Here is a 13,800-nt window from a genome sequence, read left to right on the forward strand (position 1 = left end):
TGGTGACGGATCGTCATCTTAGCCTGACGATTAATCGTTTGCGGTCAGCTCGGGCAGCGCCGAACATAACGCCCATCGACGGAGACAGCGGCCGGGAGCCAAGCGGGCACCAGGCTGCTCCTGCAAACCCCCTTCCTATTTCTTATGGAGATCGACGAAATGTTGCTCAAGGACAAGGTCGCTCTGATCACTGGCGGGGCCGGGCTCAACGGACTCGGCTATGCGACGGCGCGCCAGATGGCGACCCAAGGCGCCAAGGTGGTGATCCTCGATCTGGCTCGCGCCGAGCCAGCTGCGGCCGCAGCACGGCTGGGCGAAGGTCACCTCGGTCTGGTCGCCGACGTCACGGACAAAGCCGCCTGCGAGGCCGCCGCCACCGAAGCGCTGAAGGCATTCGGCCGGATCGACATCCTGATTAACAACGCCGGCATCACCCAGCCGGTCAAGACGCTGGACATCACCGGCGCCGACTACGACCGGATCCTCGACGTGAACCTGCGCGGCACGCTGCACATGTCGCAGGCCGTGCTGCCGGCGATGCGCCAGCAGCAGTCAGGTTCGATCATCTGCATCTCTTCGGTCTCTGCCCAACGCGGCGGCGGCATCTTCGGCGGCCCTCACTACTCCGCCGCCAAGGCCGGCGTGCTCGGCCTGGCGCGCGCGATGGCGCGCGAGTTCGGGATCGAGGGCGTCCGCGTCAACTGCATCACCCCGGGGCTGATCGAAACCGACATCACCCAGGGCAAGCTGACCCCGGAGCGCAAGAAGGAGATCGCCGAGTCGATCCCGCTTGCCCGCCTGGGCGCGGCTTCCGACGTGGCAGGGGCGTGCGTGTTCCTGGCCAGCGATCTTTCCGCCTACTGCACCGGCATCACGCTCGACGTCAACGGCGGCATGCTGATCCATTGAATCCAATGCTCAAAAGGAGACAAGACCATGCAACGCAAGACCTTTGCTCGCACCCTGCTCGCCGTTGCCGCCGCAGCCACGCTGCCTCTCGGGGCCCAGGCCCAGGCAGTAAAGTTGACGCTCGGCCACGGTGCGGCCCCCGGCAACCCGCGCCATGAGGCGGCTGTCAAGTTCGCCGAGGTACTCAAGGCCAAGACCAGCGGGCGCATCGAGGTGCAGGTGGCGCCGTCGGCGCAGCTGGGCGACGACGCGGCGATGGTGACTGCGCTGCGCACGGGCGCGCTGGACATGAGCGCCAACTCGCAAGGTGCAGTGGCCAACGCAGTGCCCGAGTACGCCGCATTCGGCATGCCGTTCCTCTTCTCGAGCGCTGCAGCCGCCTTCAAGCTGCTCGACGGCCCGCTCGGCAAGGAGCTGGCCGACAAGTCCGCCCAGAAGGGCCTGATCGCGCTCGGCTACTGGGACAACGGCATCCGCCAGATGACCAACAGCAAGCGCCCGATCACGAAGGTCGAGGACTTGAAGGGTCTGAAGATGCGCACGCCACCGGACACGGTGCTGGTGGAAATCATGCAGGCGCTGGGCGCCGAGGCGCAGCAGATCAAGTTCGCCGAGCTGTACGTCGCCTTGCAGCAGGGCGTGGTCGACGGACAGGAGAACCCCGTGGTGAACGTTTACGCCAGCAAGCTGTACGAGGTGCAGAAGAACCTGTCGCTGACGAACCATCAGTTCCAGATGACGCCGTTCCTGATGAGCAAGCGCGCGTGGGACAAGCTTTCCGACGCCGACAAGAAGGCTGTGCAGGAGGCGGCCGCCGAGGCCACCGCGCTGCAGCGCAAGCTTTCGCAGGAGTCGGAGGACAAGCTGCTCGCCGATCTCAAGGTCAAGGGTGTGCAGGTGACGACGGTGGACAGGGCAGCCTTCGCGAAGGCCACCGCACCCGTCACCGACAAGTGGATGGCGGGCCCGATCGGTCCCTACGTGAAGAAAGTCGTCACCGCTGCGCAAGCGCAGTAGAGGCCTGATCCCGGGCGCCGCCAGCGCGCCCTTCTCTGGAGACAAATCAATGAATGTGATCGAACGCGCCATCGGCGGCATATGCCAGACGGTGCTGTGGGTGAGCACGTCGGTGATCTTCGCGATCCTGTGCGCGAACACCGTTCTGCGCTACGCCACCGGGGCGAGTCTGCAGTGGGGCAACGAAGTCCCCGAGCTGCTGTTCCCCTGGCTGGTGATGGCAGGCGTGGTGCTGGCCGCCCAGCACGGGGCACACATCACCACGACTTTCCTGATGGAGAAGCTGCCGTTCGCAGTGCGCCGTCCGATCGCGGCGCTTGCCTGGCTCGGCGTCGTGGCGCTCTACGCAGTGACGAGCGTCGCGACGTTCCGCATGCTCGAGATCGTGCACGACGAAAAGTCGCCGATCCTGCAGGTGCCGGGCTCCGTCACCTACGGGTGCGTGATGGGCGGAATGGCGCTGCTCGCGCTGCTCGCGCTGTTCTCGGCTTGGCGAGCCTGGAACACGAGCGAACAACCGGCCTCGCTCGGCGACGAGGTGCCGCAGGCGCACTGGTGAGATAAAGGAGAACGACATGACCGCATTGATACTCTTCGTCTTCCTCGGCGCCGCTGTGGTCGCGATCCCGATCGCGCACGCGCTGCTCGTCGCTGCACTGGCCGCAGCGGCCAGCTCCGACAAGGTGCCGCTCGACCTTCTCGTCCAGCAGATGGTCGCGCAGGTCCAGAGCTTCCCGCTGATCGCGATTCCGTTCTTCATGCTGACCGGCACGCTGATGATGGGCGGTAAGCTCGGCGAGGCGCTGATCGGCGTGCTGTCGACCTTGATCGGCCGCTTCCACGGCGGCCCCGGCCAGATCGGCGTCCTGTCTTCGACGATCTTCGGCGGTGTCTCGGGCTCGGCGGTGGCGGACGCATCGGCGATCGGTTCGCTGCTGATCCCCTGGCAGAAACGGCTCGGCTACCCGCCGGCGTTCTCGGCCGCGACGCTCGCCGCGGCCGCAACGATCGACATCCTGATCCCGCCGTCGATCCCGATGATCCTTTTCGCGCTGGTCAGCAACACGTCGATCGCGTCGCTCTTCGTCGCAGGCATCCTGCCCGGACTGGCAATGTGTGGCGGCTTCATGGCAGTGTGCTGGTGGGTCGGCCGACGGCGCAACTTCCCGCGCGAGACGCGGCCGCTCGATTGGTCCGCGTTCCGCAAGCAGCTCGCGTACGCCGCGCCCGCGCTGGTGCTGCCAGTGCTGATTGTGGTAATGCTGCGCTTCGGGATCGCGACGCCGACCGAGGTGGCAGTGCTCTCGACGCTGTTCGCCGGGCTGGTTTCGGCGCTGATCTACCGCGACCTCGGTCTCAAGCGGCTGCACTCGGCGATCGTTCACGCAGGACTAGCCACCGGCGTCGTGCTGCTCGTCATCATGGCATCGGCGGCGATCGGCTGGTTGCTGACCTACGACCGCATGCCCGACGGCATCGTCGCTTGGGCGCAGTCACACCTGTCGAGCGGCTGGAGCGTGATCCTGCTGATGAATTTGCTGATGCTCGTCTGCGGCATGTTCATCGACCTGCCCGCCGCAGTCTTGCTGCTGACCCCGGTGTTCGTGCCGCTCGCCAACGCAATCGGCATGGACCTGACGCAGCTCGGGATCATGATGACCGTCAACCTGGCGATCGGCCTGTACACGCCGCCAGTGGGCACAACGCTGTTCATCACCAGCGCGCTCGCCAAGGTCAAGGTTGGCCAGACGGTGCGCGAGCTGGGCCCGTTCTACGTGGTCGCATTCCTGATCCTCGCGCTCGTCTCGTACGTGCCGGCCGTCATCTTCAAGTGAGTCCTTTGTCTGACTATCCAAGGAGCAAGCCGTGACTACCACCAACAACCAGCTCGCCACGCTGGCGCAGCACGCGTACCGCATCCGGCGCTTCGCGCTGCGCATGGGCGAGGTCCAGGGCCAGGGCTACATCGGCCAGGCGCTCGGCTGGGCCGACGTGCTTGCAACGGCCTATTGCCATGCGTTGAACCTGCGGCCGCAGGAGCCCGAGTGGGAGGGGCGCGACCGCTTCCTCCTCTCGCACGGCCACTATGCGATTGCGCACTACGCGGCGCTCATCGAAGCCGGCATCATCCTCGAGAGCGAGCTCGAGACCTATGGTAGCGACGACAGCCGCCTGCCGATGTCGGGCATGGCCGCCTACACCCCCGGCATGGAGATGTCGGGCGGATCGCTCGGCCAGGGGCTGGTCATCGGCGTGGGCATGGCGCTTGCGCTGAAGCAGAAGAAGAACCCGGCCGTGGTCTACAACTCCATGTCCGACGGCGAACTCGACGAGGGCTCGACCTGGGAGGCTGCGATGTCCGCTGCCCACCACAAGCTGGACAACCTGATCTGCCTGGTCGACGTGAACAATCAGCAGGCCGATGGGCCCTCGGGCAAGGTGCTGGGCTTCGAGCCCCTGGCCGAGAAGTGGGCCGCCTTCGGCTGGCATGTCCAGCGCGTGAACGGCAACGATCTGGCGGCCGTGGTGGAGGCGTTCGACGCTGCCCGTGCACTCCAGGAAGCAAGGCCGCGCGTCATCGTCTTCGACACGCTTATGGGCAAGGGCGTGCCCTTCCTCGAGCAGCGCGAGAAGAACCACTTCATCCGCGTCGACCCGCCGGAGTGGCAGAAAGCCCTCGAGGTCCTCGACCAATCCCAACCTTATGTTCAACCCGAAGGAGCCCCGGCATGAGTACCGCCACCGCAGAAAAGAAGCCGCGCCTGACCACCTCGGCGATGATCGCCTCGATCGCCACCGAAGGGCAGAAGGTCAAGGCCGCTCCGTTCGGCAAGGCACTCGTCGAATACGCCGCCAACCGTCCCGAAGTCGTCGGCCTGACGGCGGACCTGGCCAAGTACACGGACTTGCATCTGTTCGCCCAGGCATACCCGGAGCGCTTCTACCAAATGGGCATGGCCGAGCAGTTGCTCATGGGCGCCGCCGGTGGAATGGCCAAGGAAGGCCTTGTCCCGTTCGCGACGACCTACGCCGCGTTCGGCACGCGTCGCGCCTTCGACTTTATCCACCAGGTGATCGCCGAGGAGGACCTCAACGTCAAGATCTGCTGCGCGCTCCCGGGCTTGACCACGGGGTACGGCCCCAGCCATGCCGCGATCGAAGACATCGCAATGATGCGCGGCGTCCCGGGCCTGACGATCGTCGACCCTTGCGACGCGCTCGACATCGAGCAGTCGGTGCCTCAGATTGCCGAGCACAAGGGCCCCGTCTACATGCGTCTGCTTCGTGGTCAGGTGCCCCTGGTCCTCGATGGAATTGAGGGCTATCGCTTCGAACTGGGCAAGGCCAAGATGTTGCGCGAGGGCGCCGACGTGCTGTTGATCTCCAGCGGTCTGCTGACGATGCGGGCGCTCGAGGCGGCGCAGGACCTGACCAAGGACAAGGTTGGCATCGCCGTGCTGCATTGCCCGACCATCAAGCCGCTGGACGAGGCGACCATCGTCGAGGCCGTACGCCACAAGCACCGGTTGGTGGTCGTCGCCGAGAACCATTCTGTGGTCGGTGGCCTCGGTGAAGCGGTGGCGAGTGCCCTGCTGCGCCACAAGGTGCAGCCCGCGGGCTTTCAGCTTGCCGGCCTGCCTGACGCGTTCCTCGATGCCGGCGCGCTGCCCACACTGCACGATCGCTACGGTATCAGCCGCGGGGCGCTGGGCTCGCGAATCAAGAGCTGGCTCGGCTGAGCCGGGTGGCGGCGACGCACCGGTCTCGCTTGGCGGCGCCGGTGCACTGCGCTGTCGTGGCGGACGAGCGACCTTTCTGCAGCGTTTTTCCGGGGAGCGCCAGGCGGAGCGGCGCTGAGGGGCCGCTATGGAGATGCTGATCAATGAACGACGCCATCGGATCTGTGGGCATCACGGAGCGATGCGTTCGATTTCACGTCGTGAGGGTCGACCCGCCGTGCGTTTCGCGCCTCTTGCAACCTCACTTTCGGCATTCAAGACGCACCTCGGGCATGAGCGGCCAGCAGCGACCTCTTGGCGATCACCAGATTGGCCAGCCCGAACAGGCTGAACAGCTGCGCCTCGTTCTTCGCGAGGCCCTTGTAGCGGGTCTTCTTGTGACGAAACAGGTTCTTGATCACATGGAACGGATGCTCGACCTTGGCCCGCACGCTCGCCTTCAGCTGCTCGGCCTTGTCCAGCAGGCGCGCCCACTTGCGCGTCAGATCCAGCTGCCGGCGCTTGCCCGGCTGCATCGCCACGTGCCACTGCGGGCCTTGCGCTTCTTCGCGCTTGTGCACGCCCCGGTAGCCGGCATCGCCGAAGGCCACCGACTCCTGGCCGTGCAGCAGCGCACCGGCTTGCGTCACGTCGTTGACGTTGGCAGCCGTGCCCACCACCGTGTGCACCAGACCCGATTCGGCATCCACGCCCACATGGGCCTTCATGCCAAAGTGCCAGGCGTTTCCCTTCTTGGTCTGGTGCATCTCGGGATCGCGCGTGGAGCGCGTCGTGCCGTGGTCTCGAATGCCGCACAAGCAAACCATCCACCACATTTGAAAACGCTGCGAGCATGAAGCACGAACTCCTCGCTTGCGCAATTTTCGTGGGCGCATCCGTCGCCTGGGGGCAGAGCACCAGCATGTCGACTTTCTCCGAACGCGTCGAGCGTGCAAGGCGCGCCGAGTTGGAGCAGCCGACGAGAGCGTATCTCGACCGTCACATGTTCCCAGCCATGAGCTCATCCTGTCGGACGCCATGAAGACTTGCCTAGACAAGCCGGGTGCAAGTGGCGCAAAGTTCGTTCTTGTAGCTGACATTACCCCCGAAGCTTCGACGGCGCGCGTTGAATACATGCCTCCGACCAACACAGCCGAGTGCTTCGCCGCCGCGTTCCGAACGCTTCGTATCGCGCCACCTCCGCAAGTCCTCGGGGCCTCCACACTTCCGGTCTCTTTCGAGATGACACTTTCCGGCAGTGCGCACCAGACTGGAAGCGCGTGCAGCGGAGTTCGGCCAAGGCTCGAGGCCCGTTGCGGCCTCAACAGGCCAAGGTTGAAATTCAGCAGGCCGTAAGCGGCAGGTCGCGCTCCTTTGTCCGGCTTTGGCCTTGGGCAAAAGGGTGCTCAGTACATCCCAACGATCGGTCAGTGCCGGGCGGATGTGAGACCGGCGCTGCGCGTTTCACGTTATAGGCCGCAGCTCGGCCAAGAAGCATGACCAAAGTTGGTGAGCCAGCACCCGGCGAAGGTCGGCCAAAAAAAAAACGGCTCAAGAGAGCCGTTTTGCTTTTGAAGATGTTACTGGGCTCAGTAACGACCACCGCCAAAGCCACCAGTGCCATAGCCAATGTCCGAGCGTTTTGCTGCACTGTAACCAGCCGCGCTGTAGCCACCTGCGCCGCTACGCTCTTCGCGGGGACGGGCCAGGTTCACGACAATCGAGCGTCCATCGACGGACATGCCGTTCAGACCGTTAATGGCGGCTTGGGCGACTTCAGCAGAAGCCATTTCCACAAAGCCGAAGCCCTTGGAGCGGCCGGTTTCACGGTCCATCATGACCTTGGCCGAAGAGACGTTGCCAAACTCGGCAAAGTTGCTTTCAAGGCTGGAATCGGTCACTGAGTAGGGCAGGTTGCCCACGTAGATTTTGGTGCTCATGGAAAGAGCCTTTCTGAAAGAAGTGCGCAACGGGTGTCGCGCCGTTGGAAGTCGGCTGTGCGGAGCGGGAGTCCGCAGCAACTGGCAAGGGTGAATGGGATCTGCGGCAGCAGATCATCAGCACGTAGGGGGGTGCGGCATGCACGTTTGCAGCCAACCCTGTGTGACTGCGAAAAGCCGGGCGGCCTCGCGCGAGGCAAAGGGTTTGTCAAAACGGAATACTCGACAGTAGCTGCCGTTACCCTGAGAACGATGGAGCGAGAAGGAGGCGCGAAAGCGGCCACAATCGGTCTGCTGTGTCGCGGGCGAAACGACGTACTTGCCCATGGCAATGGCGGTTTTTGGAATCTAATTCATTCAGGATCGCAGGCTTGAATCAACCTGCGCGAGCCATCTAGGAACTCAGTTGGCTGCAGCTCTACAGACCAACAGGGCGACAAAGGTCGCAAAACGCGGACCTGCATGGGGCGGATTCCCGCCCCTGAGCAGGCGCTGCGGCAACTGACGATCAAGCGCCGTGACTGCAACAACCCCATTATATCATTGCCCGTTATTTAGAGATTCACTGACATTCTTTTTGGTCTTAAGGGGTGCCACTCGGCGGCGCCACGATCTACAGACCGCTTCCTCGGATCGAGCTCGGCGTTTGCCCACGGCGGGCTGTCCCGGTTGTGGAATCGTGCTATCGGACGGGCCGCCCTGACCCGATGCTCGAACGTTCTACAGCTGGCCTAACCCTAGAGACGGCTGCCCGCCACATCATCAGCGGCGCGTCGCAGGAGGCGCAAAACCAAGGGCAGCGGCTTGTAGCGCCCGCTATTTTCGTGCCCGCCTGCGCAACACCGGGGAGCGGGGACGGAGGGACGTCCTAGCCAGCAATCAAGTCGCATTCGGCGGCCCGCCGGCCGATCGCCTGCTGCAAGCCCTTGCCCAGCGCGACGATTCGCGGCACGCTAGTTCCCATGGCGTCGCCCATCATCATTAGCGTTCCTCATCAGCTCGGTCGCGCAGAGGCCCGACGCCGCATCGAGGCCGGTTTCGCTAAGATCATCAGCCCGTTGCCGGGCAGCAGCGGGGCCCGCAGCGAGCGCTGGGATGGTGACCGGCTCATTTTCAGCGTCGCGGCGCTGGGTCAGACGGTCTCCGGTGTCATCGACGTGCTCGACGCCGCCGTAGTGATGGAAATCGAGTTGCCTGGTGTCCTCCGCGTGATCGCAGGCGGCCTCAAGGAAAGACTGCAAAAAATGGGTCAACTGCTACTGACGAGGAAATAGTTCCTGCGAACGGCCACCTGGCATCTGAAGGCAACTATGACGGTGCCGCTAGGTCCGGGCTTGCGCTTCTGGGGCCGTGACCGTGGCGAGCAGCTCCGACCAAGCACAATCCTGACCACTTCCGAAGCGGTGCGCCAACCACACGGCGGGCAACAGTCGGCCATGATGACCTTGCCCCCGAAAAACGTATCCCTTGCTGAGTGTTTCAATGCAAGCAAGGAGAACGCAAATGACGAAGACGACGAGAGCGCGCTACACGCTGGAGTTCAAGCAAGAGGCTGTGCGGCTGGTCGAAGGTGGCCAGAGCATCGCGGCGGCAGCCCGCACATTGGGCGTGGTCGAGCAGACGCTGTTCAACTGGGTCAAGGCGCAGCGCCAGGGCAAACTCACCGGTGCTGATAGCAAGCCCGTGAGTGCCGAGCAAATGGAGATCAGCCGGCTGCGTGCGGAACTGGCGCGTGTGAAGATGGAGCGCGATATCCTGGAAAAAGCGACGGCGTACTTCGCGAAAGCGCAGCGGTGAAGTACGCCTTCGTCCAACGCCACCGACGAGTGTGGCCGATCTCGGTGCAATGCCGAGTACTGCGAATCAGCATGGCGGGATACCACGAGCACTTCGTGCGAAAAGCAGCGGCGTGCCGCGCCGCCACCTGAGCGACGATGCCCTGCTGGTGCACATCAAGGCCATCCATGCCGAGACACGTGGCGGCTACGGCTGGCCGCGTGTGTGGAAAGAGCTTCTCGCTCGCGGCATTCGCGTGGGCAAAGATCGGGTTCAAAAGCTCATGCAGCTGCACGGCATCCGCGCCAAGGGCAAGCGGCGCTTCAAGGTCACCACCGACAGCCGCCATGACCTGCCGATCTCTCCCAACCTGCTGAACCGTGAATTCGCCGTCACGCAGCCGGATAAGGTCTGGGCGGGCGACATCACCTACATCGCCACCGACGAGGGCTGGCTGTTCCTGGCGGTGGTGATCGATCTGTTCAGCCGCCAGGTGGTGGGTTGGTCGCTGCGAGAGGACATGACGCGCGAGCTCGTGATCGATGCGCTGCGAATGGCGTGGTTCAAGCGTCACCCGGGCAAGCAGGCAGGATTGACCTTCCACAGCGACCGGGGCAGCCAGTACGCCAGCCACGACTTCAGGGATGTGCTCAAGGAGTACGGCATCACCAGCTCGATGAGTCGCAAAGGAAACTGCTGGGACAACGCCTGTAGCGAGGCGCTGTTCGGGTCATTGAAGGTGGAGCGGTTGCACGGACAACGCTTCAAGACCAAGCGCGAGGCCAAGGACGAAACCGTTGCGTGGCTGCTCTGGTACAACCGTGCTTCATGCTACCCCACGAGGCTATGTGCTTGAGAACTCTAGGTTTGCCTGCTCTGGGTTCGGTAACGCGCCCCCTGCCTTGTGCAGTTCGGCCCTTTCGACGAGCGCCAGTGCAGGCTGAGCGCGTAGCGCGTCGCGATTGAACAGCCACGGCCCGTCGGCCAGTGGATGCTCCGCAGCGATGTCGCCGCGTTCTGCCGCCATGCGCAAGGTGCGTGGGCTCAATCGTAGTTCCCGCGCCGCTTCGGTCAGATTCAACCAGGGCTGGGTATCGCGCTGATCGGCGCGATAGCATGCAATGTGGTGGTGGCTGCGCAGTGCAGTCACACGCTCCTTGGTCCAACGGTTGCCGCGTCCGGTGAGCAGGCCATTGCGATTGAGGAAACCAGCAATCGATTGATCAGCGCAGATGCGCGAGAGCACCCGCACGGCCTCGACGGCTTCCTTGGAAGTGTGCGTCTTGTTCTGGCCTCGACGCCGGCGCGGCAGGCGCAATTCGGTATGAACACCGCCCTTCCAGTGAATGACGACGATGACTTCAGCACCGGGCGCATCCACGTCGACGACGATGTCGCGGACCAAGCTGCGAAGGATCCGTTTCTTCACGCGCGAGTCGGTTTGTTCGTCGTTCCATACCGCCTCGAGGTCGGCGGCGAGCTCGGCGAACTCTTCGGCCGTCGGGACGGCCACCTGGTCCTGTCGCTGATGGTGTTGCTGGATCTGTAATTCGACTTCTCGCACGCGCAACAGCGCCTGATTCCAGCGTCTTTCCAGTTCATCGGCGACCAAACGGTTGTCGGGGTCGATCTGGTCGTATTGCTTCTGGGCGCGCTGCGCGCGCCGCCGCGCCAGTTGCCCAAGCACCTGATGAGCGTGGCGCAGGTCGAGGGCGTCATCAAGCAGCCCGACACCACGACGCCCGAGGGCGTGCGCGACCGCGCCCTGCTGGAGACGCTGTACTCCAGCGGCATCCGCAAGATCGAGCTGATGCGCTTGAAGCTGTACGAGGTGGACACCGAGCGCGGCACGCTGATGGTGAGGATGGGCAAGGGCCGCAAGGATCGGCTCGTGCCGTTGGGCGCGCGGGCCTGCGCGTGGGTGGCGCGCTATCTGAGCGAGGTGCGCCCGCAGTTGCTGGGCGCCGAGACGGACGTGCTGTTCCTCACCGACTACGGCGAGCCCTTCGCGAAGAATCGCCTGACCGACACCGTGACCAAACACATGCGCGCGGGCGGCGTGATGCACGGCGCCTGCCATGCCTTCCGCCACACGATGGCCACGCACATGCTGGAGAACGGTGCCGACATCCGCTTCATCCAGGCGATCCTCGGCCACTCGGAGCTCTCCACCACGCAGATCTACACCCATGTGGCGATCGGCAAGCTGCAGGCGGTGCATGCCTTGACGCACCCGGCGCGCGTGCAGCGCGATCCTGGGCGCGCCAGGCCCACGGACGACCCGAGTCCTGGACACGCCGCCGATGACACTGCCAAGGCGCTTCTGACGGCCTTGGCGCGCGAGGCTCGCGACGACGAAGCCGATGGGTACTGAAAGAGTACGGATTGGCTACAGATTAGCTACAACTTGGCTACAGATTGAGTACACCCTGGGAGCGGCCTGGCGGACGCTTCGAAGGTGACGCTCTCGCCCGATCGTGTCGATCGGGCGATGTGGGGTGGTTGGAGGCTGCGTCTGGGCGGGTCGATTGCTTATTTATTGAGCAGCCCAACCCCTATACACCATACGCACCTACCAGGTGCCCGCAAACCCGCATGGATACTGGATTCTTCGGTGTTACCGGCCCATCTGGCGGTAATACCCAGAGGCTGCAAACCCGCATGCAGCCTTGATTCCTTGGTAACACCTCGACCGCTGGCACCGCACCCGCGTTCCAAGCCCGGCCAAGGAGCCCGAAAAGTGACGGAAAAAGCCGGCTGCTCGCCATGAAATGGGCGGCTCCGCGCGCAGGCGTGTGCGTGTGGGTGCGTCGGTCAAAATGGCCTCCTGGAAAAAATTCCTCCACGCTTACAGGTGCCGTCTTCGTCTTAGCTGCTCAAGCCCTTGATGTGCCTCAAGAAAATGCCCTCGGCTACGGTGCGCGCGAGTCGGGGGCGATGTTCTACAACTACTTCCGGAGCTACAGTCCAAGCACCGGGCGCTACACGCAGCCGGATCCGAAGGGACTCGGGGGCGGTTGGAATCGCATAGGGTATGTAGATGGTGATGCGCTGAACTTCCGCGACCCATGGGGTTTGGATCGGTGGGGTGCTGAGGCTTGGACGCCCGCGCGCGCATACACAGACATGAGCGGAGGCACTACCACGTACTTTGACCCGATGTCCGGTGACCTGCTGGTTATTCCAACCGACAACTCTGTCGCATCTAACGCACTACCAGGAGCAGCAGGCCCGTACAACGGGGAGTTCACGTACTGTGAGCACCCGAACAGCAAGGAATATGGGACGTCCAAATGGAGGACTACTGATCCTCGTGCTAGGTGGATTCACGGAGGTGGGTCTCGTCTCGGCAGCAAAGCGCTTCTTCCGCAGCAGGGTTGGGCTCCAACCATGGGGTGCACACGCGCTCAGAATGCAGACGTTGACCAACTTTGCAGCCTTTCTGAAAGCTGGAAGAAGTCCAATCCCGGAAAGTCCATGCCTTACTCAAGGTGGTAGCTGATGAAGAAAGAACTTGTGCTCCAGATGCTTGTGGCGACATCGGTGTGCATAGCCGGCCATGCTAGCGCTGCATGCCGATTGCCTGTTCCTGACGGAGGGACTCGACCCAGTCCTCCCAATGTAATGGGAACAGTGATAGCTGCAGAGCCTGCAGCGATCACGGTGAGAACAACGTCTGGTCAGCTGAGGCGCATGAAGCCACCGAAGTCAGGTGTCTACTTCAGCGCCTTCGGGGGCGATGAAAAAATCGACAGGCTCCGGGCCGGCTTGGCTGCGAAGGTCTGGTTTGTCAATTGTCGAGAGACAAGAGAGAGGGCCTTGCCAGTTGTGGGCTACTTTGAGGTCTACTCGAACGATCCAAAGGATCGCCCACCCGCCGAATATTGGCGGCATCGGTGAGGATTCTTCAAAGGGGTCAATGATCAACCGCCGATACAACCGTCCACACATCCGCGGTGGCGTCGTTGGACCGATGAAACAATGGGTTTGAAGATTGCTGTTGCCGGCTTCTTCATCGCCATCGCGGGCGGCATCCTGGTGTTCTCTGGGCAAGCGTTTGGTGGATGGATTGTTGATTTGGGAATCCTGCTGGGCCTGGCGGGAATGGCACTGCACTTCGTCAAGAACTGGCGGACGATCTTCCGACGCGATCGATGAAATTTTCTCCCTCTCTCGGGACTGGACCTGGGCTTGCAGTGGCCGTCGAGTCCTACCTTTCGCGCATGGCCTTGAATCCAAGCCAAGGCGAAAGGCGACGAAGGAGTAGATGAGATCGCTCGAATCATCCTGGCGAAGAAGGAAGTCTGAGCAGCGACAACCGCCTTCGGATGTCTGCTATCGAGGATTGGGAATGTCTCTTGTGGGCCCGGAGCGGGCATCCGCTGCGCTCTGAAGCGGCCATTCGAGATGTCAGAGCAATTGCCCAAACGCGACTCTCC

At 63.3% G+C, this 13,800-nt stretch carries 13 protein-coding genes and 2 pseudogenes; 11 read left to right on the top strand and 4 right to left on the bottom strand.

Annotated features, from left to right (window positions below):
• Window positions 1–159: 159 nt before the first annotated feature.
• The 6 genes from AC3A6X_RS34255 to AC3A6X_RS34280 are packed head-to-tail and all read left to right on the top strand — an operon-like array spanning window position 160 to window position 5,666.
• Window positions 160–909 (top strand): SDR family NAD(P)-dependent oxidoreductase, encoded by a 750-nt coding sequence (locus AC3A6X_RS34255; RefSeq protein ID WP_487846342.1) that lies wholly within the window; start codon window positions 160–162, stop codon window positions 907–909.
• 27 nt (window positions 910–936) lie between these two features.
• On the top strand, window positions 937–1,926 hold the full coding sequence (locus AC3A6X_RS34260) for a TRAP transporter substrate-binding protein (protein WP_487846343.1): 990 nt from the start codon (window positions 937–939) through the stop codon (window positions 1,924–1,926).
• Window positions 1,927–1,975: 49 nt separating this feature from the next.
• Complete coding sequence (locus tag AC3A6X_RS34265; protein WP_487846344.1) at window positions 1,976–2,485, top strand: TRAP transporter small permease; 510 nt, start codon at window positions 1,976–1,978, stop codon at window positions 2,483–2,485.
• Between the two features lie 16 nt (window positions 2,486–2,501).
• Window positions 2,502–3,761 carry a TRAP transporter large permease gene (locus AC3A6X_RS34270; protein ID WP_487846345.1) on the top strand — a complete coding sequence of 420 codons (1,260 nt, stop codon included), beginning with the start codon at window positions 2,502–2,504 and terminating at the stop codon, window positions 3,759–3,761.
• 31 nt (window positions 3,762–3,792) lie between these two features.
• Window positions 3,793–4,659 (top strand): transketolase, encoded by an 867-nt coding sequence (locus AC3A6X_RS34275; RefSeq protein ID WP_487846346.1) that lies wholly within the window; start codon window positions 3,793–3,795, stop codon window positions 4,657–4,659.
• Window positions 4,656–5,666: a transketolase family protein gene (locus AC3A6X_RS34280; RefSeq protein ID WP_487846347.1), complete on the top strand. Its 1,011-nt coding sequence runs from the start codon at window positions 4,656–4,658 to the stop codon at window positions 5,664–5,666. The genes AC3A6X_RS34275 and AC3A6X_RS34280 overlap by 4 nt, the downstream gene beginning before the upstream one ends.
• A 254-nt stretch (window positions 5,667–5,920) precedes the next feature.
• Here AC3A6X_RS34280 and AC3A6X_RS34285 read toward each other — a convergent pair.
• The 3 genes and pseudogenes from AC3A6X_RS34285 to AC3A6X_RS34295 form a co-directional block, all read right to left on the bottom strand.
• Window positions 5,921–6,430, bottom strand: a pseudogene (locus AC3A6X_RS34285) (IS5 family transposase); the annotation flags it as partial.
• An 804-nt stretch (window positions 6,431–7,234) separates the two neighbouring features.
• Entirely contained in the window at window positions 7,235–7,585 is a 351-nt protein-coding gene (rbp, locus tag AC3A6X_RS34290; protein ID WP_487846348.1) for an RNA-binding regulator, read from the bottom strand.
• A gap of 117 nt (window positions 7,586–7,702) precedes the next feature.
• Complete coding sequence (locus AC3A6X_RS34295) at window positions 7,703–7,912, bottom strand: hypothetical protein (protein WP_162588575.1); 210 nt, start codon at window positions 7,910–7,912, stop codon at window positions 7,703–7,705.
• Window positions 7,913–8,547: 635 nt separating this feature from the next.
• Between AC3A6X_RS34295 and AC3A6X_RS34300 the strand changes: the two genes are divergently transcribed.
• Window positions 8,548–8,859 carry a polyhydroxyalkanoic acid system family protein gene (locus AC3A6X_RS34300; protein WP_487846349.1) on the top strand — a complete coding sequence of 104 codons (312 nt, stop codon included), beginning with the start codon at window positions 8,548–8,550 and terminating at the stop codon, window positions 8,857–8,859.
• Between the two features lie 229 nt (window positions 8,860–9,088).
• Window positions 9,089–10,202 (top strand): annotated as a pseudogene (locus AC3A6X_RS34305) (IS3 family transposase); the annotation flags it as partial.
• 3 nt (window positions 10,203–10,205) lie between these two features.
• Here AC3A6X_RS34305 and AC3A6X_RS34310 read toward each other — a convergent pair.
• Window positions 10,206–11,048, bottom strand: coding sequence for a hypothetical protein (locus AC3A6X_RS34310; protein WP_487846350.1), 843 nt, complete (start codon window positions 11,046–11,048; stop codon window positions 10,206–10,208).
• Window positions 11,049–11,051: 3 nt separating this feature from the next.
• Between AC3A6X_RS34310 and AC3A6X_RS34315 the strand changes: the two genes are divergently transcribed.
• The 3 genes from AC3A6X_RS34315 to AC3A6X_RS34325 all read left to right on the top strand — a co-directional run bounded on the left by AC3A6X_RS34315 (window position 11,052) and on the right by AC3A6X_RS34325 (window position 13,519).
• Complete coding sequence (locus tag AC3A6X_RS34315) at window positions 11,052–11,735, top strand: tyrosine-type recombinase/integrase (RefSeq protein WP_487846351.1); 684 nt, start codon at window positions 11,052–11,054, stop codon at window positions 11,733–11,735.
• Between the two features lie 392 nt (window positions 11,736–12,127).
• A complete protein-coding gene (locus AC3A6X_RS34320) occupies window positions 12,128–12,859 on the top strand; it encodes an RHS repeat-associated core domain-containing protein (RefSeq protein ID WP_487846352.1) in 732 nt (243 codons plus the stop codon).
• A gap of 489 nt (window positions 12,860–13,348) precedes the next feature.
• Complete coding sequence (locus tag AC3A6X_RS34325) at window positions 13,349–13,519, top strand: hypothetical protein (protein ID WP_487846353.1); 171 nt, start codon at window positions 13,349–13,351, stop codon at window positions 13,517–13,519.
• Window positions 13,520–13,800: the final 281 nt, after the last annotated feature.

The sequence above is a fragment of the Variovorax sp. Soil_C_12 genome (assembly GCF_057657375.1).